This window comes from Halorarum sp. SLYT50, assembly GCF_059821265.1.
The window spans coordinates 16,108-42,495 of record NZ_JCAMRW010000002.1 but is presented as its reverse complement, the minus strand read 5'-3'; the positions used below and the strand labels follow the sequence as shown (position 1 = coordinate 42,495).

At 63.6% G+C, this 26,388-nt stretch carries 26 protein-coding genes and 3 pseudogenes; 14 read left to right on the top strand and 15 right to left on the bottom strand.

Translation table 11 applies throughout. The features are described from left to right. Positions 1–13 precede the first annotated feature (13 nt). Positions 14–1,462: a sulfatase family protein gene (locus tag AC6RUA_RS15865; RefSeq protein WP_499815721.1), complete on the bottom strand. Its 1,449-nt coding sequence runs from the start codon at positions 1,460–1,462 to the stop codon at positions 14–16. A gap of 336 nt (positions 1,463–1,798) precedes the next feature. Next, positions 1,799–3,979 carry an alpha-L-arabinofuranosidase family protein gene (locus tag AC6RUA_RS15860; protein ID WP_499815720.1) on the bottom strand — a complete coding sequence of 727 codons (2,181 nt, stop codon included), beginning with the start codon at positions 3,977–3,979 and terminating at the stop codon, positions 1,799–1,801. 472 nt (positions 3,980–4,451) lie between these two features. Here AC6RUA_RS15860 and AC6RUA_RS15855 point away from each other — a divergent pair, with 472 nt between their 5' ends. Continuing rightward, positions 4,452–5,504 (top strand): glycoside hydrolase family 172 protein, encoded by a 1,053-nt coding sequence (locus AC6RUA_RS15855; RefSeq protein WP_499815719.1) that lies wholly within the window; start codon positions 4,452–4,454, stop codon positions 5,502–5,504. A gap of 194 nt (positions 5,505–5,698) precedes the next feature. On the opposite strand, the pseudogene AC6RUA_RS15850 reads toward AC6RUA_RS15855, so the two are convergent. Both AC6RUA_RS15850 and AC6RUA_RS15845 read right to left on the bottom strand, forming a co-directional pair. Next, positions 5,699–6,422 (bottom strand): annotated as a pseudogene (locus tag AC6RUA_RS15850) (IS6 family transposase). Between the two features lie 275 nt (positions 6,423–6,697). Beyond that, positions 6,698–6,880: pseudogene (locus AC6RUA_RS15845) on the bottom strand (tryptophan-rich sensory protein); the annotation flags it as partial. Positions 6,881–7,139: 259 nt separating this feature from the next. Between AC6RUA_RS15845 and AC6RUA_RS15840 the strand changes: the two are divergent. The 6 genes from AC6RUA_RS15840 (at position 7,140) to AC6RUA_RS15815 (ending at position 11,274) form a co-directional block, all read left to right on the top strand. Next, the gene (locus tag AC6RUA_RS15840) at positions 7,140–7,589 is read left to right on the top strand and encodes an archease (protein ID WP_499815718.1); all 450 of its coding nucleotides are present in this window, start codon (positions 7,140–7,142) and stop codon (positions 7,587–7,589) included. Between the two features lie 9 nt (positions 7,590–7,598). Beyond that, a complete protein-coding gene (locus tag AC6RUA_RS15835; RefSeq protein ID WP_499815717.1) occupies positions 7,599–7,802 on the top strand; it encodes a hypothetical protein in 204 nt (67 codons plus the stop codon). Between the two features lie 4 nt (positions 7,803–7,806). Then, positions 7,807–9,243 (top strand): RtcB family protein, encoded by a 1,437-nt coding sequence (locus tag AC6RUA_RS15830; protein ID WP_499815716.1) that lies wholly within the window; start codon positions 7,807–7,809, stop codon positions 9,241–9,243. Positions 9,244–9,391: 148 nt separating this feature from the next. Then, on the top strand, positions 9,392–9,688 hold the full coding sequence (locus AC6RUA_RS15825) for an Hsp20/alpha crystallin family protein (RefSeq protein WP_499815715.1): 297 nt from the start codon (positions 9,392–9,394) through the stop codon (positions 9,686–9,688). 439 nt (positions 9,689–10,127) lie between these two features. After that, positions 10,128–10,610: a universal stress protein gene (locus AC6RUA_RS15820; RefSeq protein ID WP_499815714.1), complete on the top strand. Its 483-nt coding sequence runs from the start codon at positions 10,128–10,130 to the stop codon at positions 10,608–10,610. 37 nt (positions 10,611–10,647) lie between these two features. Next, a complete protein-coding gene (locus AC6RUA_RS15815; protein ID WP_499815713.1) occupies positions 10,648–11,274 on the top strand; it encodes a dienelactone hydrolase family protein in 627 nt (208 codons plus the stop codon). 498 nt (positions 11,275–11,772) lie between these two features. Here AC6RUA_RS15815 and AC6RUA_RS15810 read toward each other — a convergent pair whose 3' ends face one another. The 6 genes from AC6RUA_RS15810 to AC6RUA_RS15785 form a co-directional block, all read right to left on the bottom strand. Next, complete coding sequence (locus tag AC6RUA_RS15810) at positions 11,773–12,216, bottom strand: Hsp20/alpha crystallin family protein (protein WP_499815712.1); 444 nt, start codon at positions 12,214–12,216, stop codon at positions 11,773–11,775. Between the two features lie 142 nt (positions 12,217–12,358). Further along, positions 12,359–13,153 (bottom strand): hypothetical protein, encoded by a 795-nt coding sequence (locus AC6RUA_RS15805; protein WP_499815711.1) that lies wholly within the window; start codon positions 13,151–13,153, stop codon positions 12,359–12,361. An 11-nt stretch (positions 13,154–13,164) separates the two neighbouring features. After that, the gene (locus tag AC6RUA_RS15800) at positions 13,165–13,920 is read right to left on the bottom strand and encodes a hypothetical protein (protein WP_499815710.1); all 756 of its coding nucleotides are present in this window, start codon (positions 13,918–13,920) and stop codon (positions 13,165–13,167) included. A 257-nt stretch (positions 13,921–14,177) separates the two neighbouring features. Then, positions 14,178–14,570 carry a secondary thiamine-phosphate synthase enzyme YjbQ gene (locus AC6RUA_RS15795; RefSeq protein ID WP_499815709.1) on the bottom strand — a complete coding sequence of 131 codons (393 nt, stop codon included), beginning with the start codon at positions 14,568–14,570 and terminating at the stop codon, positions 14,178–14,180. A 130-nt stretch (positions 14,571–14,700) separates the two neighbouring features. After that, on the bottom strand, positions 14,701–14,847 hold the full coding sequence (locus tag AC6RUA_RS15790; protein ID WP_499815708.1) for a DUF7563 family protein: 147 nt from the start codon (positions 14,845–14,847) through the stop codon (positions 14,701–14,703). A 55-nt stretch (positions 14,848–14,902) separates the two neighbouring features. Then, complete coding sequence (locus AC6RUA_RS15785; protein ID WP_499815707.1) at positions 14,903–15,106, bottom strand: hypothetical protein; 204 nt, start codon at positions 15,104–15,106, stop codon at positions 14,903–14,905. A gap of 399 nt (positions 15,107–15,505) precedes the next feature. On the opposite strand from AC6RUA_RS15785, the gene AC6RUA_RS15780 reads away from it, so the two are divergent. Together AC6RUA_RS15780 and AC6RUA_RS15775 are read left to right on the top strand one after the other, a co-directional pair. Continuing rightward, positions 15,506–16,177 carry a proteasome assembly chaperone family protein gene (locus tag AC6RUA_RS15780; RefSeq protein ID WP_499815706.1) on the top strand — a complete coding sequence of 224 codons (672 nt, stop codon included), beginning with the start codon at positions 15,506–15,508 and terminating at the stop codon, positions 16,175–16,177. Between the two features lie 700 nt (positions 16,178–16,877). Beyond that, positions 16,878–17,528 carry a LiaF transmembrane domain-containing protein gene (locus AC6RUA_RS15775; RefSeq protein ID WP_499815705.1) on the top strand — a complete coding sequence of 217 codons (651 nt, stop codon included), beginning with the start codon at positions 16,878–16,880 and terminating at the stop codon, positions 17,526–17,528. A 92-nt stretch (positions 17,529–17,620) separates the two neighbouring features. Here AC6RUA_RS15775 and AC6RUA_RS15770 read toward each other — a convergent pair. Next, positions 17,621–18,196 (bottom strand): annotated as a pseudogene (locus AC6RUA_RS15770) (transposase); the annotation flags it as partial. A gap of 213 nt (positions 18,197–18,409) precedes the next feature. Here AC6RUA_RS15770 and AC6RUA_RS15765 point away from each other — a divergent pair. The 4 genes from AC6RUA_RS15765 (at position 18,410) to AC6RUA_RS15750 (ending at position 22,703) form a co-directional block, all read left to right on the top strand. Then, on the top strand, positions 18,410–18,808 hold the full coding sequence (locus tag AC6RUA_RS15765; protein ID WP_499815704.1) for an FG-GAP repeat protein: 399 nt from the start codon (positions 18,410–18,412) through the stop codon (positions 18,806–18,808). Then, the gene (locus AC6RUA_RS15760; RefSeq protein ID WP_499815703.1) at positions 18,711–19,688 is read left to right on the top strand and encodes an FG-GAP repeat protein; all 978 of its coding nucleotides are present in this window, start codon (positions 18,711–18,713) and stop codon (positions 19,686–19,688) included. Before AC6RUA_RS15765 ends, AC6RUA_RS15760 begins: the two co-directional genes overlap by 98 nt. Positions 19,689–20,106: 418 nt before the next feature. Further along, positions 20,107–21,456, top strand: a complete 1,350-nt coding sequence (locus AC6RUA_RS15755; protein WP_499815702.1) for an FAD-dependent oxidoreductase — start codon at positions 20,107–20,109, stop codon at positions 21,454–21,456. Continuing rightward, on the top strand, positions 21,453–22,703 hold the full coding sequence (locus AC6RUA_RS15750; RefSeq protein ID WP_499815701.1) for a M20 family metallopeptidase: 1,251 nt from the start codon (positions 21,453–21,455) through the stop codon (positions 22,701–22,703). Before AC6RUA_RS15755 ends, AC6RUA_RS15750 begins: the two co-directional genes overlap by 4 nt. A 201-nt stretch (positions 22,704–22,904) precedes the next feature. Here the strand turns inward: AC6RUA_RS15750 and trxA are convergent, their stop codons facing one another. Beyond that, entirely contained in the window at positions 22,905–23,315 is a 411-nt protein-coding gene (gene trxA, locus AC6RUA_RS15745; RefSeq protein WP_499815700.1) for a thioredoxin, read from the bottom strand. Positions 23,316–23,490: 175 nt separating this feature from the next. On the opposite strand from trxA, the gene AC6RUA_RS15740 reads away from it, so the two are divergent. Further along, the gene (locus AC6RUA_RS15740; RefSeq protein ID WP_499815699.1) at positions 23,491–23,664 is read left to right on the top strand and encodes a DUF7542 family protein; all 174 of its coding nucleotides are present in this window, start codon (positions 23,491–23,493) and stop codon (positions 23,662–23,664) included. Positions 23,665–23,767: 103 nt separating this feature from the next. On the opposite strand, the gene AC6RUA_RS15735 is transcribed toward AC6RUA_RS15740, so the two are convergent. Genes AC6RUA_RS15735 through AC6RUA_RS15725 form a run of 3 tightly spaced genes read right to left on the bottom strand, consistent with a single transcriptional unit; the run spans position 23,768 to position 26,379 of the window. Continuing rightward, positions 23,768–24,316 carry a hypothetical protein gene (locus AC6RUA_RS15735; protein ID WP_499815698.1) on the bottom strand — a complete coding sequence of 183 codons (549 nt, stop codon included), beginning with the start codon at positions 24,314–24,316 and terminating at the stop codon, positions 23,768–23,770. After that, on the bottom strand, positions 24,313–25,050 hold the full coding sequence (locus AC6RUA_RS15730; RefSeq protein WP_499815697.1) for a DsbA family protein: 738 nt from the start codon (positions 25,048–25,050) through the stop codon (positions 24,313–24,315). The genes AC6RUA_RS15735 and AC6RUA_RS15730 overlap by 4 nt, the downstream gene beginning before the upstream one ends. Before the next feature lie 54 nt (positions 25,051–25,104). Continuing rightward, positions 25,105–26,379, bottom strand: coding sequence for an MFS transporter (locus AC6RUA_RS15725; RefSeq protein WP_499815696.1), 1,275 nt, complete (start codon positions 26,377–26,379; stop codon positions 25,105–25,107). Positions 26,380–26,388: the final 9 nt, after the last annotated feature.

Here is a 26,388-nt window from a genome sequence, read left to right as displayed (position 1 = left end):
TCGGCGACCGACGTCACCACGGGGCCTCGCGTTCGGGGAGCGGGTCGACCGTCCCGGCCATCCTGTCGGTCATCAGTTCCAGCAGCTCGCGCTTCTCGTCGGCGTACCCCGGGTCGTCCCACCGGTTCTCCGTCTCCCCCGGGTCGGCGTCCAGGTCGTAGAGTTCGCCCGCGTCCCGGTTGTGCCACCTGACGCACTTCGCGTCGTCGGTCCGGACCATCGTCACCGCGGTCGGGGGGTCCTGCTCCCACTGGACCAGGTCGTAACACTCGGCGTAGACGGCGTCGCGGCCGTCGTCCCCTGCCGCGCCCGAGAGGTAGGGCCAGCGCGACTCCCCCTGCATTCCCACGTACGGTTCCTCCCCCGCTGCCTCCTGTATCGTCGGCGCGAGGTCGACCAACTCGACGAGACCCTCCGCGGTCTCGCCCTCGCGGACGGTCCCGGGTTGGGAGACGACGAGCGGCACGCGCAGGAGTTCGTCGTAGCAGAACGGCCCCTTGAGGTAGATGCCGTGGTCGCCGAGCATCTCGCCGTGGTCCGACATGAATATCACGAGCGTGTCGTCGCGTTGGTCGGTTCGTTCGAGCGCGTCGAGCAGTCGGCCGACCTGTTCGTCGATGAGGTCGACCATCGCCCAGTACGCCGCTCGGATCAGCCGGTGGTCCTCGGCGTCCATGTCGACGTACGGGAAGAGGCCGGGGTCGTTGTACGCGCCCTCGTGGCACCGACGCTGGGTATCGGGTTTGTCCGCCAACTCCCCGTCCTCGTACTCCGGCAGTGGAATCTCGTCGAGTCGGTCGCGGTAGCGGTCGAGGGACCCGCCGGGAACCCGGAACGAGTGGTGAGGGTCGAAGAAGTTCACCGAGTAGAGCCACGGCGCATCGAACGCGGCGGCGTCCTCGACGAAGTCGATCGCCGTCTGTGCACACCAGGTGGTCTGGTGGTGCTCCGGGGCCATCCCGCGTTCGATATACTCGGACTGGGGGTGGGGCGTCGGGTCGTAGTCGACGCCACGCTCCCTGAGCCAGTGCTGGTACTCGTTCGTCATCCAGTCCCGTCGCGGGTCGTGCGACCAGTGGAACTCCGAGTAGCCGTCGTCGATCCGTCGTTCCGTGGTCGGACCGGCGTCGCGGTTCGGGTGCGCCGGCGCGGTGTGGAGCTTCCCCGAGAGCCCGCAGACGTAGCCGTCGTCGGCGAGGAGTTTCGTGACCGGCGTCTCGGTCGGTCGTATCGGGTGGCCGTTTCCCCGAACGCCGGTCGTCCTGGGGTACCGGCCGGTGAGGAAGCTGGCTCGGCTCGGTGCGCACACGGGGCTCTGCGCGTACGCGTCGGTGAACCGGACGCCCTCGGCGGCGAGTCGGTCGACGTTGGGAGTGTCGACGAACCCGTTGCCGTAACAGCCGAGCGCGTCGGCTCGGAGCTGGTCCGCGCAGACCCACAGCACGTTGGGCCGGTCGCTCACGTCACGTCACCTCCGACGCCTCAGCGTCTCCGTTCGAGAGCACGGTCACGCGTTTCGGGCACCGCGCGTATAAACCTCTGGTGTGTGGTATCGAACGACGAGGTGTGGCTGCACTCGTCTGAGAGACAGAGCGCTCACGATTTCTCCTGTACGAACATGCAGAGTACGTTCGAGACCCGCTAATGTGGACGATCTCGGCGGATACGCGCCGTCGGGGTTACAAGGATACCCCTGTAATCCGTCTAGTTCGTCGATGGCGAATAGGTTCGCCGCCGGCGAGCCGTTCTCGCCGCTGGTCGGGTCGAGACCGGCGGGCGGCGACCGGGGTCCGCGGGCTTACTCGCCGGCGGGAACCGTGAGCCGCACCATCGAGTAGGGTTCCAGGTCGAGCGCCACGCCGCCGTCTGCGACCTCCACGACCGTCTCCTCTGGGACGACGCGCTCGGGGTGCTCGCGGGTGTTCTCGTCGTACATCGTCTCGCCGGAGAGGGTCGCGACTTCGGCCCGGTCGCCGGCGTCGAATCCGGCCGTGTCGACCGCGAGTTCGACCGTCTCACCGCCGCTCCGCCGGTTGACGACCACCAGCGTGAGCTCCGACGACGCCTCGTCGACGGCCGCCACCGCGTCGAGCGCCGGGACGCCCTCGACCGGTTCGATCTCGCGGAACGCCGTCTCGGTTTCGATAGTCCCGCAGGTCGCCTCGACGCCGACCGGCGTCTTGCCGGCGAGCTCGGACCCCATCGACCGCCCGTAGTGGCACGGGTTCGCCCAGACCCGCTCGCCCTCCTTCCAGAGCCCGCCGCCGTGGTTCACCGTCGCGGAGTGGGTGAGCATCTCGACGAACCCACCCATCCGGATGAACTCGTGGCGGACGACCGCGTCGTAGAGCGCCTCGCTGATCGTCGTCGGCGTCGGCATCGTCTCCGGGGTGAGCCGCGCGTCGTCGCCGTCCGCCTCGTCGGTGGCGTGCCGTCCCTCCCGTCCGGCCCCCTCGGCGCCGGACTGGAAGCTCGCGAACAACTGGAGTTCGGTCACGTCGAGTTTCGGGTCCGAGACGCCGGCGTCCTCCATCCGCCCCCGCAGGTCGCCGAACTCGCGGCGGAGTTGGGCGGGGAAGCCCATGAACGCGTGGAACAGTTCGTCCGCGTCGGTCTCCGCGTCCACCTGCCCGCCGCCGAGGATGTGTTCGGAGATGGCCCGGACGTCCTCGCCGCACTCCTCGAGGAGGACGTCGTTCCAGTGGCCGTCGCTGTTCGTCTCTAACCCGCACGCGGTCACCTGGATGTCGGGGTCGGCGTCGAGCATCGCCTCGCGGAACCGTTCGTAGCGGTCGGCGTTGCCCGCCGGCGTCGTCCAGTGGACCTGCCACCGCCCGTACAGCTCGTTTCCGACCTCCCAGTAGGTGATGTCGAACGGTTCCTCGTACCCGTGTTCGGCCCGGAGCGCACCCATCTCGGTCTCGTCGGGGTCGCCGTTGCAGTACTCGACCCACGCCGCCGCCTCCTCGGGGGTCCCGTCGCCAGCGTTGACGCAGATGGACGGCTCGCAGCCGACGTTCTCACAGAAGTCGACGAACTCGGTCGTCCCGAACAGGTTGTACTCCAGCCCGCTCCACGCGGGGTTGGTCCGGGTCGGTCGGTCGTCGACCGGGCCGACGCCGTCGCGCCAGTCGTACCCGGAGACGAAGTTCCCGCCCGGCCAGCGCAACAGCGGGAGGTTCGAGTCGCGGAGGAACTCGACCACGTCGGGGTCCGCGTGGTCGACGTGGTCGTCGGGGTAGAGCAGGACCCGCTCGACGACCACGTTCGCGGCCTCCGGGGCCGTTACGGTCACGTCGTACACCGCGTCGTCGTCGACGTTTTCGGGGAGCGAGACGGTCGCCTCGGCCGTCGACCACTCCGGACCGACGGCGACCGACGCCGACGCCAGTGGCTCGGCGTCCCCATCCGCCGCGGCCCCGACCGAGAGGTCGAGCGTCGTCCCCGTCGACGCGCGGGCTCTGATTCTGAACTCGTAGCCGCTGGTCCGGTGGAGCGGCAGCTTCGTCCCCTGTCTGATTCCCTCGCCGTCGGCGTCGACCTCGAGCCGCTGTGCCCGGTTACCCGACGGACCGGTGTCCGGGCTGGCCGTCACCGCGTCCCCGTCCGTCGGCTGCCACCCGAACGCGAACGCGTCCTCGTAGGCGTCGACCAGTGCGTCCGGGTCCGTCTCACCGGGGTACGCGAGCGGTCGGCCGTGCGTCTCCACCTCCGCTCGGATCCGTTCGGGGTCGTTCTCGCTGACGAACCCGCCGCTCGGACGCCGGTCACCGGCGCGGAAGTGCCACTCCCCGAGTACGGGGTTGAACAGGATCTGCGCGTCCATCCCGTGGTAGATGTTGTTCCCGAGGTGTTCGCAGAACTTGCCGAACAGCATCGGCTCGACGGGCCCCTCGCCGCGCGAGTCGAGGTCGACCCGCACGCTGGCTTCGGTCGCGTCGTCCGACTCGGTGTGACTGAACAGTTGTCGCTCGGTCATCGACGGCGGTTCACGTGCATCCGCATTAGCGTTTGTGTGGAGGGGGAAGTCGGAGTCGACGCTCCGATACAGCCGCGGCGGGAGGGGCGGTCACTCCCCTGTCCGGTCGTTGGTCGCCGCCCCGGTCGCGGAACGATTCGACGAACCGTTCACACGCCGCCCGCACCGACAGGTACTCCGGGCCGTAGAGTCGGTTTTCGAGTTGGTACGGGTCGAGGTCGTTGTCGACCAGGGGCCAGCCGCCGTCCGGGAGGTGCGGGAGCGTCGAGGGATCCGTCTGCGCGTACGTGTACCGGTCGGTGCGGACCCCCGCCAGTCGGCCGCGGCGAACGCCTCGCCGAGCGTCGTCGCGTCCGCGGCCAGCCGGTCACCGGTCCCCGGCCGGCGACCGAACGTGCCGCCGTCGCCGGAGGACGCCGGCCGGTGCATCCGACCCCTACTGCTAAGGGCAGCGGTGGTGTCGCCCATCGGTATGGACCTCAGCACGGGTCTCGGCGGGTTGACCGAACTGCGCGACGAAGAGAGCCGGGCGCTCACGGCCGAAAACCCCGACGGGGCGGTCGGCGCCGGTGGGCAGGCGTCGAGCGACCTCGGACCGGGACGGAAGGGGAGACCGAACATCCCGATCGACGCGGGGGAGACGGCGACGATCGCCGACGTCGACGGACCGGGGGTGATCAGACACGTCTGGCTCACCGTCCCCAACGAACTCCACGGCCGGAACCACCTGATCCGCGATCTCGTCTTGCGGGTGTACTGGGACGGCGAGGACGAGCCGTCGGTCGAGGTACCGCTCGGCGACTTCTTCTGCTGCGGACACGGCCGTTACTGCGACGTCAACTCACAGCCCGTCGCCGTCGGGTCGAACGGGGGGATGAACACGTACCTCCCGATGCCGTTCCGCGAGCGAGCGACGGTCACCGTCGAGAACCAGTCGACCGTCGACGTCGACGGCCCGTTCTTCTTCTACCAGATCGACTACTCGATCGTCGACGAGATAGCCGAGGGGACGCCGTACCTCCACGCGCAGTGGCGGCGGTCGAACCCGGTTTCGCCGGGGGAGGACCACACCATCGTCGACGGGGTCGAAGGCGACGGCCACTACGCCGGGACCCACCTGTCGTGGGCCGCCCTCGGGGCGAACTGGTGGGGGGAGGGGGAGGTGAAGTTCTACACCGACGGCGACGACGAGTACCCCACCATCTGCGGCACCGGGACGGAGGACTACGTCGGCGGGGCGTGGGCGTTCGGCGACAACGAGACGTTCTCGACGCCGTACCTCGGTTACCCCCAGTACGACGAGGCGGGACAGAACGCCGTTCCGAAACACGGCCTCTACCGCTGGCACGTTCCGGACCCGATCCGGTTTCGGGAGGACCTCCGGGTCACCGTCCAGGACATCGGACACCGAGGGGAGTTGTTCGAGCGCTCGGACGACGTCGCCTCGGTCGCCTACTGGTATCAGCGGGAGCCACACGCGGGATTCCCGGACCTTCCCGACGTCGAGGCTCGTCGCCCCCGATAAGGAGTCGGTTGAGACGGTGACCGAGCGGTCGAGTCCGTCGCGTCTCCGGTCTCGGCCTCGGAGGGGCGCTCGGAGCACCCCCGAGGTGGCGTCCGGTTCGTCCGCGCTCGAGGGGACCACGCCGCGGTCCCCCGACCGTCCCGTGCAGACGAGAGCGGTCGCGACCGTTATCGCGGTGTTTCGGACGGCACTGTCTAGTTAAGCCCCCGAGATGGCGTTCGCCCGTCGAGCGTTTGATGCGGTCGGTGCACGTTGTAGTAGTGGACGAACAGCGCAAGACATTGGGAACGCTCAGTCGACTGCTCACCCATAACTTATGAAAACGGTCAATTCGTATCTTGAAGGTGTGAAACCACTTTTCGATCAGGTTTCGCTCGCTGTAGTCGACCTGACCGCCAACCTAATCGAGAGAGAGCAGTCCGGTAGACACAGTATCGACGAGACACACGGTGTCTGAACACTTCTGTTTCTCGGTGACGCCGTGGAGAAACGTTGTTGCCGGCTCGGTTTCGTGACGGTCGAACAATCGGGCGTCGAGAGTGAGTGTTGTCTCGGTGTCTATTGCAGCGTACAGCCAAGACCACTCGCCGTCGATATTGACAGCGGTCTCGTCGACCGCGGCTCGCCTCAGTTGCGCCGTCACCAGAACACGAAGCGTTCTGGTTGGCTGCCGAGAACTCCGCTCTCGTGAACGTCGGCGGGTCGGGAACGCTATCAGCTATTCGATGCACCCCATTGGAAGAATGCCTGACGAGAGCGTTGAGCGCCTGATTCAGCGAGAATCGTTGTTGTACCTCTGAGTGAACACCAGTCGCGGGGAGGCGAATGGCCACGCACGGGCGGGCGTCGCCGTTCGCTCACGCTCCACATATTCTTTGAAATCGCCACAATCGATTCAGTGAGCAGGTCTGTGAGCATCTGAACCGAGTGACCTAACGGTCTACTCGCTTCTCAATCTGACTTAACTAGACAGTGCCAGAAAGACCGCCATCTCAACGTAGTACTAGTGGTCGACGGACTGGAGTCGATTGAGAAGATGAGAGAGTTCGAACAACGGTCGGTCTGAACATTCGGAACTCCGGTCGTTCCGAAACCTCCGAACGATTTATACTCTCAGACACAACCAGGAACTACTCCACTCACCAACACGGGTACGGGGTATCAGTCCCGCTAAGTAGTGCCGCCAGGCCGTCTCATGAACCAGGACTGGAGAAGACTGGACAGATAGTTGCTCCTGACCAATCAGGTATTCTCCACCTCGCCTCCGCGGGTGCCCACTGGTCGTTCAGTCGCCAGACTTCTACGTCGAGATAGGTTGTGAAACTCACCCAGAGCGAGTATGGGATGAAGAGGAGTACAGCATTGCGACCGACACGAGCGAAGGTGACGACCCATCACTGGACGTCCGTCTTCGGACGCCGGCGTTCGATGTGGTCTTCGAGTTCGTCACCTGTTTCGAAGCCCTTCCCGCGGAGGTTACAGCGACGATGGCGTTTCGACACCGTGCACCCGGATTCATCTCCCGCCACAATGGCTCCTCCGGCGATTCCTCTTCGAAACGGGACGAGCCACCGTAACGAAGATAGGGACGGGGAGCGAACGTCTCGTGCTAGGGGGCAGAGAACGGTGAATTCGATGAGTTACGAGATCCTCGATCACCCGGCCGACGTGAAGTTTCGGACGACCGGCGAGACGCTCGAAGCGGCGTTCGCGGCAGTCGTCGAGTCCGTCTCCCACTTCGTCGGCGGAGGACGTGAATCGGCGTCACCGAACGGAACACACGAGATAATGACAGGGAGAGAAGCGCGGGACAGAGAGGCGATCCTGTACGATTTCTCGAACCAGTCGATCCTGTTTCAAGACCTCGAGGACGTCGTCGCCGTCCGTACGGACGGTGTGGAGATCGAAGAGACGGAGGTATCGACTGTCCGCGCGGGTTCTCGCGGGTCCCGTCCCGTCAGATCGGTCGTTACTCGACATCAAAGCCCGACCGACAGTCAGATGGGGTCGAGTCGAACGACCACTGGACTATCGAGGCGGTCCTGGACGTGTGAACTGAGAGGCAATCGGAGCGGACAGCGGTAACTACCAGCCATGGAATACCAAGACATCGACGTTCGTGTTCGAGCGGCGGGCGGCAAGCGCACAGTCGAACTCGACGGATATCATCGCGTTCAACCCGAATCGAAATCGAGCGAGTACAGACGGGTCGCGCTGGTCGACCTCTCGGAGGAACAGACACGCGAACTCTCGAACCGTCTCGCGGAAATCGTCTCCGAGTGGGACGACGGCTCCTGAGCAGATGTCGTCGCAGAGTCCACTCGCGGAAGTCGCCGAGAACATCTACGAGATTCCGAAGAGCGGTGACATGCGCGTTCCGGCGCGGGTCTACGGGTCGGAGGCGCTAATCGAGGAGATGCGGACCACGGGCGACTTGACGCTCGCACAGATACGGAACGTCGCGACGCTACCCGGTATTCAGAGATTCGCCCTCGTCCTGCCCGACGGCCACCAGGGATACGGGTTTCCCATCGGCGGCGTCGCGGCGGTCGACCTCGACGAGGGCGTGATCAGCCCCGGCGGGATCGGGTTCGACATCAACTGCGGCGTCCGTCTGTTGCGGACCGACCTCTACTACGACGAGGTAACCGGCCTCGAGGGAGACCTCGTCGACCGACTCTACGAGTCGATCCCGACGGGTCTCGGGAAGGGTGGCTACGTCGACACCGACCTCGACGACGTACGGGCGATCCTCGAACGGGGTCTCGACTGGATGCGCGAACGCGGCTACGCGACCGAAGTCGACCTCGCACACTGCGAGGAGAACGGTCGCCTTCCCGGCGACGCCGGGAAGGTGCCGCCGGAGGCGATGAAGCGCGGCGTGAACCAGGTCGGCTCGCTCGGGTCGGGGAACCACTTCCTCGAAGTCCAGCGCGTGGCCGACGTCTACGACGACGAGACGGCGGCGGCGTACGGTGTCGACGAAGAGCAAATCGTCGTGATGATCCACTCGGGGTCGCGTGGGCTCGGCCACCAGACGTGCACCGAGTACATCCGGAAGTTCGAGCGAGCGTTCCCGGAGGTCGCGGATTCGCTTCCCGACCGGCAACTCGTCTACGCTCCGCTCGGAGAGCAACTCGCGGACGACTACTGGGCGGCGATGAACGCGGCGGCGAACTTCGCGTGGGCGAACCGACAGGCGATGACGCACGCGGTCCGCGAAGTCTTCGACGAGACGTTCGACGACCCGACGGTCGAGTTGCTCTACGACGTGTGTCACAACATCGCGAAGAAGGAACGCCACAGGGTCGACGGGGGAGAGACGGAGGTACTCGTCCATCGAAAGGGGGCGACACGAGCGTTCCCCGCCGGTCGGCCCGAGGTCCCTGAAGCCTATCGAGACGTCGGGCAACCGGTGCTCCTCCCCGGGAGCATGGGGACCCACTCGTACGTCCTCGCCGGCGGTCCCCGGTCGCTCGACCTGAGCTTCGGGTCGACCGCACACGGCGCGGGGCGAGTGATGTCCCGCACGCAGGCGAAACAGGAGTACGCGGCGGACCAGTTGCGAACCGGACTCCGCGAGCAGGGGATATACGTCAAGGCCCGGTCGAGGGGGACGCTGACCGAGGAGGCCCCCGGCGCGTACAAGGACATCGACGAGGTGATCCGCGTGAGCGACGCGCTCGGAATCGGGACCAAGGTCGCACGGATGCGCCCGGTGGCGAACATCAAAGGGTGAGAAGAGAACCCGTCCGACGGTATCGGGTTTTAAGCCCGTCTGCGGCGTCTTCCCGTTCGGAGGCAGTACGTCACCACGAAAGCGAACCCGCCGTGAGCGAGTGTCGTCCCTCGTCAACCGTTCGAAGGAGCGGTCGAAGACGTTTCCCGTGGACGTCGTGGACCGGAACGACGAGTTGCTCGTCGATATCGAAGTACCCGGGGTACGAAAACAGGACCTCGACGTCAGCGTCCGGAAGAACAGACTACAGGTCGCTGTTGACTACGGGAGCGACGACGAGAACGTGACGTACCTCCGGAGAGAGCGCTCCCGAGGAGAGAAGCGGCAGGTGATTCGACTCCCCGACCCGGTCGACGAGGACCGCGTTTCGGCCTCCTACAACAACGGCGTCCTGCGGGTCAGCCTCAGGAAACGACAGCGGTCGAAGCGTATCGAAGTACAGTAACACGACGTGCGGCGACGACCGGAACCAGAACCATCGTGAGGCGAGGTAGACGGGCGGACGGCCATCCGTGTCCGAGACGGGGAGGAATCGCGTCTCTCGCTCGTCCTCGTTCTCGTTCCGGAGGTAGCGTCTGGCCCAGTCGTTCGCGGCCTGTTCGAAGTGATCGTAGAACTGCCCGACCGCTTGGAACAACGGCGGTGTCTCGACACAGAACACGTCCTCCGCTCCGACATCGTAGTCGTCGAGGAGGTCAGCTAATTGCCGGCCGGCATCGGCTCGGTCTCTGAACATACTGACCCCCTTATGAACGCTCGTTCGAGTGGACACCATTCAACTGATTGGAGTATTGGACAACTGTCACGTTCGGTTCGGGTGATATCACCACGAACAGCTAAGCGACTCGGGGCCGGATCGGCTTCCATCGCTGAGTGAGAGTACCATGTACGATACGATTCTCGTCCCGACCGACGGCAGTACAGCCTCCGATCGAGCGCTTGACGAGGCGATCGGGATAGCCAAATTCGACGGGTCGGCGCTCCACGTCCTTTCGGTCGTGGACGACAATATCCTGCCGCTCGACGGCTACACACAACGGGTGGTCGCGGCGGTTCGCGACGACGCCAAACGGTCGGTTGTGGAGGCCGTAAAGCACGCACGGGACGAGGGGGTGGGCTCGGCTGTCGGCGAAGTTCACCGGGGGACGCCGTTCGAAGTGATCCTGAAGTACATCGACGACGAGGGGATCGACCTCGTGGTCATGGGGACCCACGGCCGGCGCGGCATCGAACGTTACGTCCTCGGCAGCGTCACGGAACGCGTTCTCCGGCTATCTCCTGTTCCGGTCCTTACTGTTCGTGCGACACAGGCGGAGAAGACCGAAGAACGAACTCCGTACGCGATGGGGGATTGGAAGGAAAGCTAACCAACGTTCCCGCCCTACTATCGTCATGGAACCTGAGATGGAGTCAGTGGCGATCCCCGTCGACGGAGTCGAACTCGGTGGCGAACTCGTTGTTCCGGAAGCGGGGAAGGGACTAGTCGTGTTTGCTCACGGCAGCGGCAGCAGCAGGAAGAGCCCGCGGAACGCGTTCGTCGCGGAGGCGCTTCACGACCACGGGCTCGGGACGCTCCTCTTCGATCTACTGACCGAACGCGAGGACGAAACCTACGCGACCCGATTCGACGTCGACCTACTCGTCGAGCGGTTGTCGGGTGCGACCAACTGGCTACGCGGCCGCGAGGACGTACACGAGATGCCGCTCGGCTACTTCGGATCGAGTACTGGAGCGGCGGCGGCGTTACGGACGGCGGCGGACCGCGGTGACGACATCACCGCCGTCGTCTCGCGCGGCGGACGCGTCGACCTCGCCTCCGAGCGGTTACCGGACGTGACGGCGGCGACGCTGTTCATCGTCGGCGGTGCCGACACTGGGGTGTTACAGCTCAACCGAGCGGGGTTTGAGGAGCTCACGTGCACGAAGGAACTCCGTGTCGTACGGGGGGCGGGGCATCTCTTCGAGGGCGCCGGCGAACTCGAGGAGGTAGCGGATCTCGCAGGCGACTGGTTCGAGACGTTCCTTTGCTAAGAGTACCCTCAGTGGACGTCTCAGAGACGACCACGGCACCTCGTCCCCAAACATTCGAGTGACCGAATCGATAGTCACTCGTCTGTCTTCCCGGTTCTTCCCCGGCCTTGGCGACGAGGTGGGGAACAACGTCGATACGCGCCGCAAGTGATGGTACTGACGAGCACGGAATCGTGAGCAGTACCCGCTCGGAGAGGACGGACCCGTGGTGGTCTGTGAGTACCACTCGGAGACCCCGTCGGGGGGTATCTTGGAGGAGAAACTCTCGAGGAGGCGACACGGGAGAGACTCGACGGCACACTCCGGGAGTACTCCGAGCGCGCCTCCAGTCTCACCCAAGGGGAAGCTCGATAAGTTGCCCCCGAGAACGAGAGTGAGGACGAGGAGTAGCGCTCACTGTCGAGTCGACGCGCTGTAAAGAAGTATGGCGTAACCGGTGCTACTCCGTGTCGGTCGTGCATCGGGTTCGGAAGGACGGCCCTCCGGAGAGAGCCGAGTCTATTCGACCTCTATCTTTCGAGCGGTTTCGGCCTCGGTTCGTGGGAGCGTGACGGTCAGGACGCCGTTCGTCATCCGCGCGCTGACCGCGTCGGTGTCGACTTCGTCCGGCAGCCGGATCGACCGCCGAGCGGATTCGTGCCCTCGCTCGTGCCGGAGGTAGTTCTCCTCCTCTTCGTCGACCGATCGTTCGCGTTCGGCTTCGATTCGGAGCGTGTGATCGGTGACACGGATGTCCACGTCGTCGCGTTCGAATCCCGGGAGGTCGACAGTGACGACGAACTCGTCGTCGCGCTCCGCGAGGTCAATCGCCATCGACTCCCGTTCCGCCCACCCGGCGAACGGCCCATTGGCGTCCCAGTTCCGGGCGGCTTCGTCGAACTGCCGGCTCATACGCTCAAACATCTGTTCGATGTCCTCGAAGGGATTGCTGCGAGTTGCCATCGTCTGAACTCCACTCCCGCCTACGAAGCCCTCCATCAAATATTCTTAGGTCGGCGTCACGAACTCCTCTCCCACGAGCGTCCCCTTCCCTTGCGGCTGACAGAGAAGCGCCACGTATCGACCCGGCTTAACTGCTCAAACTCTACGCTAACCTCGGCAACCTCGAATTACAGCAGTACGTTCGTAAAGCCCGCCGGAGGGAGGGTTGTTCTCCATTACTCAACAATAGCACTCCTAAAGAGAAATCAAACGTACTGCGGATAGCATGCGCGTTATTGCTACGAGGTACGTTTGCCTGACCCGAGAGGACAGAAATGAGGGGATAGTCAATAGTTTCCTCTCGGACGCGGACGAAGCCGTCGTCCGGCGTGAGCTTCTTCCACTGGCTTCTGCCGCGGAACACGTACGCTGCGCCAGCGTGTGAACTATCACCGCCGCCGTCTGCTCCGACGACTGCGTAACGGTGGTTCATACCGACGGAGATGCCGAATCGAGTGCCCTCGTCCAACTCGTCATCCGGAACGACAGGGTAACCGATAGTCCAATAGTACTCGGTGGGTGTCTCAGGAATAAATTCAGTGATATCCTCGTAAAATATGTACGCTGCGCCGGTCCCGTCTCGCACGTCGGGCGCGCCCACGATGGCAGCTGCTGTGTCCTCAGCGAAGTCTACGGAAATTCCGAACTGCCTGGTCCCGCTCGCGGCGACCTCCTTCGGGGCTCGCCCGGAGAGGTAGGCACTTCCCGTTGCTTCATCGTCTTCCGCACCGTCCAAGATCGGAGCTCGGATAACCCCCCGTATATCGACCGCGTGTCCGAAGCGTTGACCCCGTTCGCCCCCCGTGAACTGGTTTTGCTGGTTCCACCTCTTCGTTTCGGAGTCGTACCTGAAGAGGAACACCGATCCGTCATCCGGGGCAGAGACGAGCGCGCTCAACCTGTTCTCCGCTATGGAGACGTCCCACCCGAGGCCGCTGCTAGCTGTTGACTGGCCGGTGAACGTCTGCGATTGCGTCCACTCTCCGTCCGACCGGTCGAAGACGTACGCCGCTCCCGAGAAGGGAGAGTTGTCGTCCCTTGGGGTGCGGCTGAGGGTGCTCCGACGACGAGACGCTCCATCCACGCATCGACTGACCACCCGAAGTCGTCGCCCGGTTGAGCATCGTCTCGAATCAACCGGCTCATTTCGAGCGGGGGCGACGGAATCGTGCACGGAAGCGAGACGTTCAGTCGGTGGGTGCCCGAGCCGAACGTGCCCGTGACTGCGTCGAAGAGTTCCTGTTCGGTGTCGAAGGAGAACTCTCCTTCTGGGAGGGCGTAGACAGCGAGCGAGAACGTTCCTCCACAGCCGTCCGCCACCGTGAACTCGATCGAGGCGTTTTCGCCAGCCACCTCGATGGGGTCGGCGGAGACGCACTCGCGGACCTCGGAGTCGAGCGAGTTGAGCCACGTGTCTCGTCTAGTGACTCCCGTTTCGTCTCCGTGGACGTACTGGATGAGCCGGGTCTGTCTGCCGTAGAACGCGTCGGGCGTCTCACCCAACACGCCAATCGGGTCACCCGCAACGAAGTCGACCTGGTAGTAGCAGCCGTCGTCCGAGTCCGACTGTGCCGTTCCGACTCCCACACCGAGGCCGAGCAACCCGGTCGCGGCCGCCCCCGTCCGGAGTGCAGTCCGCCGCGTGAATCTGTTCTCTCGGGCCATTCTAGTCGCATCGTTCAGACATCTACACATAAATCTGCCGACTAGATGATTGAGCGTTCGTTCTCGGTTACGTTATGGTTGGGTACGCAATCGTTCTCGCGAGTCACGGTTCCGTTGTGGTCAACTAGAAGAACTTTAGCTCGAAGCTTCGGCCACCGGGTTTCGTTCACGGGAATCTAACTCCAGCGGTCGGCCGTCGGTTATCGTCGTTCCGAACAGGGATGAGGCCTGCTCAGTCCGAGAGGCGTCCATCTACGCTACTCCGACGTGAGCGCTACCTTCACCGACCTCGTCCGCGGTCCATCGCACTCCACGAAGAGGACGGACTGCCACGTCCCGAGAGCGAGGTCACCGTCTACGACCGGAACCGACACGCTCTCGCCGAGGAGCATCGAACGGAGGTGGGCATCCGCGTTGTCGTCGATCGTATCGTGTTCGTACTTCCCGTTCTCGGCGACGAGTCGTTCGAGCGCCCGTTCGAGATCGGCTAAGAGTCGAGTCTCGTGTTCGTTGACGACGACACCTGCCGTCGTATGGGGGACGAATACTGTACAGAGACCCCGTTCGAACGCACTGGGGATCGATTTACCCACGTTCTCCGTCACGTCCACGACATCGACGCGCTCCTTAGTCCTCAACTGAATCGACATACCGATTGATCGAGCGAACGGCGGATGAAGTTACTCTTTCCCCACCAGCCGACCCGATAATCGACAGTCACTCGCGAAGTGGTACGTTGAGTGGAATCAATCGGAGCAGTCGCGACTGATACAACCGTCGTCACCCGTTCGGACTCGCCGCCTCACCGCGATTGAGACCACTGAACCCGATACACTCGGGGCACCCGAACACTTCACGCTCGTTGGTTCCGAACACTCGGACGAAGTCCCGAGTTACGAAACGACCACACTCTTTACATTCTGGCATCGTGGGATTTCACGCAAACGTAATATCGACTGATTCACGTCTCTCTATTCTCCTCTCAAGCGGTACGGCCTCTCTCTTCACGTTCCCCGCCGAAGTAGTCGACGACCCAGAGGACGACCCCGAGGAGGACGAGTGCGATTCCAATCATCGACGTCGGCGGAAGTGGGATGAACAGGAATATCGCACCAACTAGGATCAGTGCTGCGGGGCTCAACCACGCGACCCACTCGCGTGCACTCTTCGGCATCAGGCTAGCCATGGAGGTGAATTCGGTTCGAGAATATTTGTAATTGTCTTGTTATGAGGGTAAGAGGGGGGGACACAGGGCGAAATCAGAACTACTCAGTATGCTTCCAACGACGATTTCGGTAGTGAATCGAACGAGAGCGATATTCACACCTCCGATGCCAGGCCGAGAGGGTCTCTCTACTCTAACCAATCGTCGCTTGCGTAAAATAAGATGTGGGTGATTCCGAGTTGAGGAGAAGCTAGTAAGGCATGTTTCGTATCGATAGCGGTGAAGTGTGGCGATACGAACGATTACTATCTCTCCGACCGACTGGGAGAATGCATGGTACGTGATACCTCGTTCGAGATCAACGTATCGGCGGATAGTGACCCCACTAACCCGCTCGTTCTCAGCCACTCCCACCTCGGTATGGCCGGGGTTACGGCCGCCGATTACCTCGTTCGTCATCGTAACGGGACCCAGATCGGTCACATCGCCCCGTCGGACCTCCCAGCGATTACCCCGTTCGAGGACGGCGTCCCGCGACACCACAGCCGGTTGTACGCGCTCGAGGGTCTCGGACTGACGGTACTCGGCGGCGAACTGTTCGTGCCGGCGTGGGCCGGTCGGTCGTACGCCGACGCGCTCCTCGAGTGGACCGCCCAACACGAGATTGACGAGATCATCGCCCTCCACGGAATCCCCTTTCCCCACGGGCCGGACGAGCACGAGGTGTTCCACGTCGCGACACCGGGATACCGTGAGAGGCGGCTCACGAACACACCGTATCAACCGTTGAAGGGCGGCGTTCTCGACGGTGTCGTCGGGGAAGTCGTGATGAAGAGCCTCGACGAGACGGCACCGGAAACCGGCGTACTCATCACGCCGACTCACCCGCCGGGACCCGACATCGAAGCGTCGTTGAAGCTTCTCGCTGCCCTCGAAACGATATACGGGTTCGAAATCGACGAGAGCGAACTCCGGCAACTGGGCGAACAGCTCAAGGAGTACTACGAACAGTTAGCCGAACGGATGGCCACGCTCGCCGACCAGGAGTCGTCCACGAGTCACGATTATCCCGAGGACCGTATGTACATGTGAACATTTCGACTCGACGGCCAAACATGAGTGACGCTTCCTCACGGGAGAGAAAGCGGTAGGTTCTATTTCGACGTTCTCTGTCGTAGGGCATCCGGAGACATGAATCGAAAGTCGTGACCAAATCCGACTCGTTCGGCGTTCGTCCCACCCCCCTTCTATTTAGGCGGACAGCTCTCGTTCCCCCGGGACCGAGTCGGCGACGTAGCGATCGTGGAGTCGGGCCAACCAGACGAAACGAGATCGGGGAAGCGAGCCGCCAGCGGCGCAGCTACCGGGGGGATTCTCGGCGTCATCTACTGGACTCTTGAATCTCGATTGTCCGTGAGGAAGTCTCCAACCACTGGCTGGTGTTTTCCCGCCGTGGATTGACGCGCCGACCAGAACAGCGTCGTACTCTTCGACGTCGAGAACCGACGGGAGTTCGTCGGCGTTTACTGTCGTCACGTTGTGCCCGGGTCCGTGAGTCCCTCCGCGATACGAGACGCTACTGTAGCCGTCTGCCTTCGCCGGTGCCGTACAGTATGAGGAACGAGAGCACAGTCTGGGGAGATGACGACACCGATATCATATGATCCCCCGGGGAGGGGGAGAACTGAGAGAACGGTGTTAGCGTCTTTCACGGCCCGCTTTAATATCTCACGAGTAGATCGTATTCTCACGTGACTTCCCGCTTTTCGAGCGGGCTCACCGGAGCATTCCCATGAGCAATACGCGATCCGTTACCACCTCTCGTCCCCCCCGAACACGCCGGCTCCTCGGCGGGTTGGTCGTCGTGCTCGGACTCGTCCTCCTCGCCGACACCACCCGCGTAGTCGCCGTCGACGGCTTCGAAGTGTTCCTCGCTGGCGCACTCGTCGTCTACGGTGGCTACCGACTCGTGAGCGAACGCGCCCGTCACCTGTTCTGGCCAGGGACGTTCCTCCTCGTCGGGACCGGCTGGCTGTTCGTCGAGTTCGGCGTCCTGACCGGCGCCGAAGCGCGGCAGTTCTGGCCTGTCTTGGTCGTACTGTTCGGCGCGTCGCTCCTTCGGAGACGCCGCCACCCCGGTATCCTGAGCTCCAACATCGTCATCACAGAGAACGGAACGACCGACGGGAGTGGCATTACCGCAGTATTTGAGGATGCCCGACTCGACCTCCGGGGCGTAGACATCTCCGTGCCGAGTACTGTCGAGGCGGTCGCGATCTTCGGAGATGCCGAGATCGTCGTCCCCGACGAGTGGGTCGTCGTCGTCGAATCGACATCCATCTTCGGGACTATCCGTGATCTCCGACGGTCGCACCCGACTGGTGAGCCGGATCTAATCATCAACGGGACAGCCATCTTCGGCGATGTCCGATTGATGGACTGATCGAACTCAACCAGTTGGCTCTGTTGGATTTAAACAGATTAGTTAGATGTCATTAGTGGTTGAATTAGCGTATAGTGCCCTTCTCCGGGCTGACGTGGGACCCTCTGGTCGTCATACCGTTCGTCTCCGAGGAGAGTCGACACTTCGTCGGTATTCTGCTTGATGAGTGACGGCGCGATCCGCGAGTCGTGTTTTCTTGTCGTCGTAACGTGTAAATCGAGGATAGCATTCGCGCTCGTGTCGACGAGAAGTGTGACTTTCAACTGCTGGGTCGGCAGTTTTGTTCGCTTCGTGTAGTGGTTCGAGGTGTGATTGCGGTCGAAACCGGAGGCGTTGATGCCGACGACGCCGTTGGGCGGAAGAGTGGAACCGAGAGGTTGAGAAGGACGCGCCACACAGCCATCTCGAACCGGTTCACACAACGTCGAGGGAGACGGAAGTTCTTCAAGGTCGACGGCCCTCTGAATCCGCGGCATCTCGATAAGCTCGTCGAGAAGCATCCGGTACGTCGTATTATCCCGTAGCTTAAGACAGAGTAAGACGACGTGCTGGTGAAGTGTGTACCGCCGTTTCGAGAACTTCGAGGAGTAACGAGCGACAGTTCGACGAGCCAAGTGAAACCCTTGCTCACCAAACCGGAGCAACCGTGACTTTGGGAGGGCCTGCATTCAGACCCACTACCGGGCGAACCTGTAACTCTCCGAGGGCTTCAACAGAGCCACTATTACTGTTAGTGTAGGTCGAGAGTAGTTGACAGTTCTCTGGCTCCTTAGAGAGGTTCTCCTTGTATATCTGTGGCCAGATAATGTGACATATATATATTCCTGTCATCATCTTCGATCGCACTGTTCGAAAGAGCTGGGGGGTGAGAGTACAAAACAATGAATAAAAGGAAACCCGAAAAACAACCGACTGGGACGAGGCAGACGACGGCCAACGACGCAGAGATAGACACCGAGGTACCGCCAGCGAGGGCATGGAGCCTAGACCGTCGGACCGTAATGAGGACCGTAGCGTTGCTCGGCTTCAGTGGCAGCGCGCTTGGAGGTGTAGCGCTCCCGGTCGCTGCACAGACCGAATGTGAATGGACCGAACGACTAAAACTCATTGCCAGCGACGCCGCGGCCAACGATCAGTTCGGTCAAGCGGTGTCGGTCAACGGAGACGGGACCGCGGCCCTCATTGGGGCCTACGGAGACGACGGCGCGGATAGTAACGCGGGCGGCGTACGTCTACGACCTCACACAGACCCCTCCGACCGAGACCAAACTCACTGCTAGCGACGCCGCATCTGCTGACTTCTACGGCTGGTCAGTATCGGTGAGTGAAGACGATACTACTGCAATAGTCGGAACGCGTGGGAATGACAAAGCGTACGTTTACGACCTCACCCAATCCCCTCCGACTGAAACCGTACTCACTGCCAGCGACGACGTCGCCGGCGATCCCGATGCCTTTAGCTTCGCGGTGTCGATAAGTGGAGACGGCACTACGGCGCTCGTCGGGGCGTTCGCCGACGAACCCGCTGGCGTCGTCTCGAGATCGGCGTACGTCTACGACCTGACACAGAACCCTCCGACGGAAACCAAACTTACTGCCAGAGATGGCGCCGACAGCGATAACTTTGGCTTCGCAGTGTCGGTGAGTGAGGACGGCACCACGGCGCTCGTCGGGGCTTTTGGGAATAGTGATGCTGGAGTCCACTCGGGATCAGCGTACGTCTACGACTTGACCCAAACACCTCCCACCGAGATCAAACTCACCGCCAGCGATGCCACAGCCAACGATATATTCGGTCAGGCAGTGTCAGTGAGCGGGGATGGGTCCACGGCCCTTCTTGGGGCCCCCGGAGTCGACGACGCTGCCAGTGACGCGGGGTCTGCGTACGTGTTCGGACCGGTGTTCTCGGAACCGATCGTCCTGCCGAATGGAACGGTGGTCACTCCAGAAGACCAGGATGGCGACTGTCTCACCGAGGACCTCGACGGCGATGGTGACGTCGACGGTCAGGACCTCTCGAGGTTGACGCAACTCGAGAATGCCTACCGGAAGGGACAGATTCAGCTCGCAGACGCGCAAGCCGCTGCGCTCGACTTCAACGGTGACGGAGAATTCACGAAGGCCGACATCGACACCTACAGCGAGCGCTACACCCTCTAAGATAACCTCGAACACGGATCTCGGATGGGAGAATTTTGGGGATTCGTGGTCAACGTTGTTGGAATCACGATATCTGTTGTCGTTGCTGAACCCAGCCTCCGTATCTCGCACACACCCGTCGAACTACCACAGTGGTGAAAGAGATGCCGTGAGAACTTCGCCCGCAGCGTTCGCAGGGGTTTCGAGACGACCACGTCTGCAAGATACGCGCCCTCTATTCAGCAGGACCACTGAAACCTATCCCCTACGAATGATTTCAACAGGGACAACTAGTTAAATAGCCCGAGGTTCGTCTCATCTCCCCGCCCCCCTAGTGTGTCTCTCGAGGATGAAGAGTCGATTCGAAGAGCTGTGAAGGTGGGTTTCACGAGAGAGGAATCGACGCTACACTTTAGCAGTCATCACGGAATACATCGATATGGGCGAGACGTTCATCGTAGTCGGCGGCGACGCAGCTGGAATGAGTGCTGCAAGTAAAGCCAAGCGAGAAGACCCAGATGTGGGAGTTATCGTCTTCGAGAAGGGAGCGTGGGTGTCCTACGCCGCCTGTGGGATGCCATACTACGTGAAGGGCGAGGTCGACCAGTTGGCGGATCTCGTCGCCATACCACCGGAGCGGTTCCGGGAGGAGCGCGACATCGACCTGCGAACGGGCCACGAGGCCGTCGGTATCGACCCCGAGAACGAGACGGTCACGGTAGAGGGCGACGGCGAGACATTCGAACAGCCGTACGACTACCTCCTCGTGGCGACCGGAGCGAGCGCTATCCTTCCGCCGTTCGACGGAACGGACCTCGACGGCGTGTTCACCATCCACGACATGGACGAGGCAGGCGAAATCGAGCGGTACGTCAGCCAGCAGTCGCCGGAGGCGGCCGCGATCGTCGGTGGCGGGTACGTGGGCATCGAGATGGCGGAGGCGCTGTCGGCCCGCGGCGTCGACGTCGCCCTCTACGAGATGCTTCCCCACGTGCTGCAACCGTTCGGCGAGGCAGTCGCCGAGGTCGTCGAGGACCACCTCCGCGAGCAGGATGTCGAGGTACACCTCGACACCCCTGTTTCTGGGTTCGAGGGCGACGGCTCCGTCGAGCGCGTCGTCCTCGAGGACGGCGAGTTCGCTCCGGCGGACATCGTCGTTGTCGGCGTCGGCGTCACGCCCAACGTCTCGCTCGCCGAGGAAGCTGGAATCGAACTCGGTCCGACCGGTGCCATCGCAACCGACGAGTACGGAAGCACGAACTACGAGAACGTCTACGCGGCGGGCGACTGTGCAGAAGCGCGGCACGTCGTTACGGGCGAGCCCGACCACGTCCCACTGGCACTGACGGCCAACCGCGCCGGTCGTGCGATCGGACAGACGGTCGCGGGAACACCAACTCCCGTGGGGGACATCGCGGGCACTGCCATCGTGAAGGCCTTCGACCTGGGTGCTGCCAGGACGGGGCTCCTCGACGAGGAGCGCGCCCGCGGGGCCGGCTTTGACCCCGTCTCGGTCACGATCACCGACGTCACTCGCTCCCACTACTATCCTGGGAGCGAGGAGATCACGGTCACGCTCGTCGCGGACCGGGACTCGGGCGCCTTGCTTGGAGGTAGCGTGGTCGGCGAGGAGGGGGCCAAGCGCATCGACACGGTCGCGACGGCCTTACACGCCGGCACGACCGTGGTCGAACTACAGAACGCGGACCTCGCCTACGCACCGCCGTTCAGTCCCGTCTGGGACCCGATTCTCACGGCCGCCAAGGTGCTCGCCGGGGAACTCGAATGACCGTGGATACCCCCATCGACGTCTCGACGCGGCGATCAGAGCTGGTAGCGTTGACGCTCGATCTGGTATCGTTCGACACGTCGAACCCGCCCGGCGGCACGCGCGAGATTGTCGATTTCATCGAGGCGAGACTGGAGCCGACGGACATCTCGACCGAGCGGTTCGTGGTCGATCCGGCGAAGCCGAACCTCCTCGCGACGGTCCCCGGCGAGAGTGACCGGACGCTGCTGTTCAACGGGCACCTCGACACGGTACCGTACGACGCGGACGAGTGGTCGCACGACCCGCTCGGGGAACGCGTCGACGACCGCATCTACGGTCGCGGCGCGACCGACATGAAGGGCGCGGTCGCGGCGATGCTGGTCGCCCTCTCGGCGTACGCGGAAACCGGAACGTCGCCGCCGGTGAACCTCCTGTTCGCGTTCGTCAGCGACGAGGAAATCGACGGCGACGCGGGCCTGTCCGCCCTGTTAGACGCCGGCCGCCTCGAGGCCGACGCCTGCGTCATCGGCGAGCAGACGTGCGAGGAGGGGCACCACTCCGTGACGGTGGCCGACCGGGGGAGCATCTGGCTGACGCTCGCGGCGACCGGGAAGGCCGCACACGGTTCTCGACCCATGCTTGGCGAGAACGCTATCGACCGGCTCTACGGCGCCATCGAGACGATACGCGAGCGCTTCGGAACCACCGAACTCGACGTTGACCCCGCGATGGCTGTGATCGTTGAGGAGTCGGTCGAGTACTACACGCCGACTATGGGCGCGGAGACCGCTCGCGACCTGTTTCGATACCCCTCGATCAATCTCGGCGTCCTCGAGGGGGGTGAGGCGATCAACACCGTCCCGCAGTCCGCCCGCGCGGAGGTCGATATTCGTCTGACGGCGGGGGTTCAGACGCCGGCAGTTCTCTCGAAGGTCCGGGACTGTGTCGCGGACTGCGAGGGAATCACGATAGCTGACGTCGCTTGGAGCGTCGGAACCGCGGAACCGGTCGACGGTCCGCTGGTAGAGGCGGTCGCGTCGGCCGCCGAGGACGTGGCAGGGAAACGTGTCTACCGCCGAAGCGCGACCGGCGGTGGCGACGCGAAGCGTCTCCGAAACGCCGGGATTCCCACCGTGGAGTTCGCGTTCGGAACCGACACGGTCCACGCAGTCGACGAGTACACGACCGTCGATGCACTCGCCGGGAACGCGGACGTGTACGCACGACTCCCACTCGTATGGGCGGACGCGTCTTCCAGTTCGTAGTTCGGTGTTCGCTGGCTGACACGCAGGACGCTTCGGCGCGAGCCATCGTTCTCGGGGCTCGTATTCTGGTCTCCTGCCTGCCGCTTCCAGAAGAGATGACGAGCGAGCAAAGGTAGACAGTATTGACTACACAATACAATACAGGACAGCAGCGATTCTAGCGACGCCGTCGAACGGATGCTCGGAGTACGCCAGAAGAGTTCAGGCGTACTGCTCGAGCAACGAGACCAGTTGGTCTTTCTGACGGACGCCCACCATGTGTTCGACTCGCTCACCGTCGGCGAACACCGACATCGTGGGAACGCCCTGGACCCGGTACTGTCGTGCGAGTTCCTGCTGAGTGTCCACGTCCACCTTGGCGACTGTCGCCGTCGTCTCGGCGGCGACGTCGGCGACGATCGGCTCGAGCATCTTGCAGGGACCACACCAGTCGGCGTAGAAGTCCACGAGCACGACCCCGCCCTCGGAGACGAGTTCGTGAAGATGCGTCGTGCTCTCGACGTGGACGGGTTCGGTCCGAACGGGTTCGGTGCCCTCGTCCGCTGCTCTCTCGCCTAACTTCTCTCTGAGTTCTTCGGCTTTCCGCCGCCGTATCTCCTCTCGCTCGCCCATCGTCTCGGAGTACGGGAGGGAACCTAATAACGGTTTTGTTCGAATCGTTCAATACTGGCGTCGGCTCGCCGGTAGCTGACCCGGGTGCGGTCCACTACTCTCCCCCCATCGACTTCGACCCCCCCCGATGACGAGGGATACGATTTACCCCGTCGAGACCGAAGAGCCGTTCGAGATGGTAACGACCGTCCGATGCTCGGAGTGCGTCTACACGTCGACCTTCGAGTCGCTGCGGGGAGCACGCGAAGCGTTGAACGACCACCGACGGGAGACCGGACACGCGGTCGAGTGGGAGATCGGTGGTCTCCCCGCGGGCGTCGAGCGCGCGGGTGACGACGCCGGTGTCTGAGGTCACGAGGAGTGTGCGAACTCGGACTCGCCGCTACTCGCTCACTCGCTCGGCCGGATGGACCCCGGTCAGTAGGGTTCACCGAGCCCTCTCCTCGTTCGTCTCAGTTCGTCTCTCCCGCCGAAGTGAGCGAACACGAACGCGGATCGCCCGCTCGCGCGAGATAGTAGACGAGGAGGAGCAGGGCGGCCGCCCGCAGGAGATTCCCCTCGAACGGGAGGAGGGCCAACGCGCCCGCGAACCCGAGCAGCCCCAGGATACCGGCCCCGCAACTCGCACAACCGGACGCGAGGAGTCCCGGGACCAGACTCGACAGCCCCCGGGTTCCCGACATCCCGACGTACCGGAGCCGTCCCATCGTGTTCGTGAGCGCGACACCCGTCACCATCGCGTAGGCGACGATCAACCCGAGACCGACTCCGCCGACCGTCGCGTACGTGTTCGCCGTCAGCGCGAGTACCGCGTCGTCTGCGTACCCCACGCCGGCACCGAGCATCTGTACCGAGTACCCGGGGAAGGTGCTCAACACGAGGAGCAGGTACGTCCCCACGGAGAACAGTAGCAGTGCGACCGTTCGCGGAAGCGTCGTCAGTGGATAGCCGAACGCCGCGAGCAGCCGTTCGACGTCCCGTTCGCTCACGAACCCGGTCATGCGTTTCGAACGCGCGTGACCGCCTCCGAAAAGCGGTCGTACGGCTGTGCGCCGACGATCTTTCCCGCTGCGTCCGCGTCGCGGTTGTAGAGGACGAACGCCGGCGTCCCACGGACCCCGAGTTCCGACGCTCGGTCCACGTCGTCGTCGATCGCGGCCTCGATGTCGCTCCGCCGCGCCGATACGCAGTCGCCGACGGCGGACGCGTCGACCCCGTCGACGTCCCGTGTTAGCTCGAGGAGGTTCGCTCTCGTCGCCCACCCCGAGCGCTCCTTCCCCTGTTCGTCGTACAGCGTCGCGTGCCAGCGCCAGTACGCCTGCGGGTCCGACTCACGGACTTGCCGCCAGACGCATCGGTCCATCACCGCGGCGGTCATCGAGTCCGCCCCGATGTACGGGTACTCGATGAAGACGACGCGAGTGATGCCCGCCTGAACCTCGTTTCCGATGAGTCTGGGAAACGCGTTCCGTTCGAACCGCCGGCAGAACGGACACTGGTAGTCGCTCCAGTAGTAGACGTCGACCGGAGCGTCCATCGCGCCCATGATCGGATGTCCCGTCAGGTCGATACCGAATCCCGTCGTCTCCGTACTACTGTGCAGTGGCGCCGCCGCTCTCACCCCCTCGTCCGATTCGAGCGTGGAAGCGCCGTACACCACCCCACCACCCGCAGCGATCGCTCCGAGCCCCCCGAGTGCCGCCCGCCGAGTCGTGAGCGAGTCCGGTCCGTCCATTCTGTCTTGTGTCGTTGTCCCACTATTACAAATATCTGTCCTCGACCGGTGTGGTCAATCGTCGCCCGAAAGCTCCGGATCCGACTCGGCGGGCCGTGCGTCCGGTCGCTCGGGATGGGTCTCACGCATCCAGACCAGCGTGACAGCGCCCGATACGAACATCGCGGCGGCGACGCCGTAGAACGCCGCCTCGATCGACACCAGGTCCGCCGTCACGCCGATCAGGATCGCGCCGAACCCGTATCCCGCGTCGCGCCACATCCGATAGACGCCGAGACCGGTCGCGCGCCACGACGGGTGCGCGGCGTCCCCGACGACCGTGATCAGGTTCGGGTAGAGCAACGCCATCCCGACGCCCGTCGCCCCCGCCGTCAGGGTCCACGACCAGTAGTCGTGTACCAGCACCGTCGCGAGGACGCCGCCGCCGGCGACGAACATCCCGGCGACGACGGGCGGTCGGCGACCGATATCGTCGGCGAGCTTTCCGGTGTACAGTTGGAGGACGCCCCAGACGCCGCCGTAGACGCCGACGACCACCCCGACCTGTGCGACCGACAGGCCCGCGGCCGTGAGGTACAGCGGGTAGGCGATCCAGACGAGTGCGTCGACGAACTTCTCGACGCTCCCCGCCTGCGCCGCCGCGAACAGCGTTCGGTCACCCCACGTCGCGCGCTCGAGTACCTCCACGAACGGCAGGTCGGCGTCGGCGTCGTCCGTTCCGTCGTCGGCCTCGGCGCGTGCGTACGGGAGCGTCTCGTCGACGAACAGGACCGCCACGACGAGCGCGAGGACGATAACACCCGCAAGAAAGTAGAACGGCGCCGGTCGGAGCCCGTACCGGGCGGCGATGACGCCCGTGACCCACGCACCGAGCGCGACCCCGCCGTACCCGAACGCCTCGTCGAGGCCGACGGCGAGGCCGCGGGCGTCGCTCCCCGCGAGGTCGATCTTCGCGTTGACGCTCATGCTCCACGCCAGCCCCTGGTTGACCCCCAGCAGCACGTTGCCGACGGTGATCCACCACCAGTTCGGCGCGTAGATGAGGACCAGGGGAATCGGGAGCGCGACGAGCCAGCCGGCGACGAGAATCGGCTTCCGGCCGTAGGCCTCTGACCACTTGCCGCCGTAGAGGTTGAGCAGCGCCTTGACGAACCCGAAGCTCACCACGAACGACCCGACGACGAGCAGCGACTCGACGCCGAGGACGTCCCGGCCGACGAGCGGAACGACGTTTCGCTCCGCGCCGATGGTGAGCCCGACGGCGAAGACGGTTGCGAGCTGGAGCGCGAACTGCGCCCGGTTCCGTCGAATTCCCTGTGCGCGCGACATGAAAGAACG

Coding starts and splice junctions, on each gene's coding strand:
- AC6RUA_RS15860 (WP_499815720.1), bottom strand. CDS start 3,979: ATGACCGAGCGACAACTGTTCAGTCACACCGAGTCGGACGACGCGACC.
- AC6RUA_RS15855 (WP_499815719.1), top strand. CDS start 4,452: ATGGACCTCAGCACGGGTCTCGGCGGGTTGACCGAACTGCGCGACGAA.
- AC6RUA_RS15840 (WP_499815718.1), top strand. CDS start 7,140: ATGAGTTACGAGATCCTCGATCACCCGGCCGACGTGAAGTTTCGGACG.
- AC6RUA_RS15835 (WP_499815717.1), top strand. CDS start 7,599: ATGGAATACCAAGACATCGACGTTCGTGTTCGAGCGGCGGGCGGCAAG.
- AC6RUA_RS15830 (WP_499815716.1), top strand. CDS start 7,807: ATGTCGTCGCAGAGTCCACTCGCGGAAGTCGCCGAGAACATCTACGAG.
- AC6RUA_RS15820 (WP_499815714.1), top strand. CDS start 10,128: ATGTACGATACGATTCTCGTCCCGACCGACGGCAGTACAGCCTCCGAT.
- AC6RUA_RS15815 (WP_499815713.1), top strand. CDS start 10,648: ATGGAGTCAGTGGCGATCCCCGTCGACGGAGTCGAACTCGGTGGCGAA.
- AC6RUA_RS15810 (WP_499815712.1), bottom strand. CDS start 12,216: ATGGCAACTCGCAGCAATCCCTTCGAGGACATCGAACAGATGTTTGAG.
- AC6RUA_RS15800 (WP_499815710.1), bottom strand. CDS start 13,920: ATGGCCCGAGAGAACAGATTCACGCGGCGGACTGCACTCCGGACGGGG.
- AC6RUA_RS15795 (WP_499815709.1), bottom strand. CDS start 14,570: ATGTCGATTCAGTTGAGGACTAAGGAGCGCGTCGATGTCGTGGACGTG.
- AC6RUA_RS15790 (WP_499815708.1), bottom strand. CDS start 14,847: ATGCCAGAATGTAAAGAGTGTGGTCGTTTCGTAACTCGGGACTTCGTC.
- AC6RUA_RS15785 (WP_499815707.1), bottom strand. CDS start 15,106: ATGGCTAGCCTGATGCCGAAGAGTGCACGCGAGTGGGTCGCGTGGTTG.
- AC6RUA_RS15780 (WP_499815706.1), top strand. CDS start 15,506: ATGGCCGGGGTTACGGCCGCCGATTACCTCGTTCGTCATCGTAACGGG.
- AC6RUA_RS15775 (WP_499815705.1), top strand. CDS start 16,878: ATGAGCAATACGCGATCCGTTACCACCTCTCGTCCCCCCCGAACACGC.
- AC6RUA_RS15765 (WP_499815704.1), top strand. CDS start 18,410: ATGAATAAAAGGAAACCCGAAAAACAACCGACTGGGACGAGGCAGACG.
- AC6RUA_RS15755 (WP_499815702.1), top strand. CDS start 20,107: ATGGGCGAGACGTTCATCGTAGTCGGCGGCGACGCAGCTGGAATGAGT.
- AC6RUA_RS15750 (WP_499815701.1), top strand. CDS start 21,453: ATGACCGTGGATACCCCCATCGACGTCTCGACGCGGCGATCAGAGCTG.
- trxA (WP_499815700.1), bottom strand. CDS start 23,315: ATGGGCGAGCGAGAGGAGATACGGCGGCGGAAAGCCGAAGAACTCAGA.
- AC6RUA_RS15740 (WP_499815699.1), top strand. CDS start 23,491: ATGGTAACGACCGTCCGATGCTCGGAGTGCGTCTACACGTCGACCTTC.
- AC6RUA_RS15735 (WP_499815698.1), bottom strand. CDS start 24,316: ATGACCGGGTTCGTGAGCGAACGGGACGTCGAACGGCTGCTCGCGGCG.
- AC6RUA_RS15730 (WP_499815697.1), bottom strand. CDS start 25,050: ATGGACGGACCGGACTCGCTCACGACTCGGCGGGCGGCACTCGGGGGG.
- AC6RUA_RS15725 (WP_499815696.1), bottom strand. CDS start 26,379: ATGTCGCGCGCACAGGGAATTCGACGGAACCGGGCGCAGTTCGCGCTC.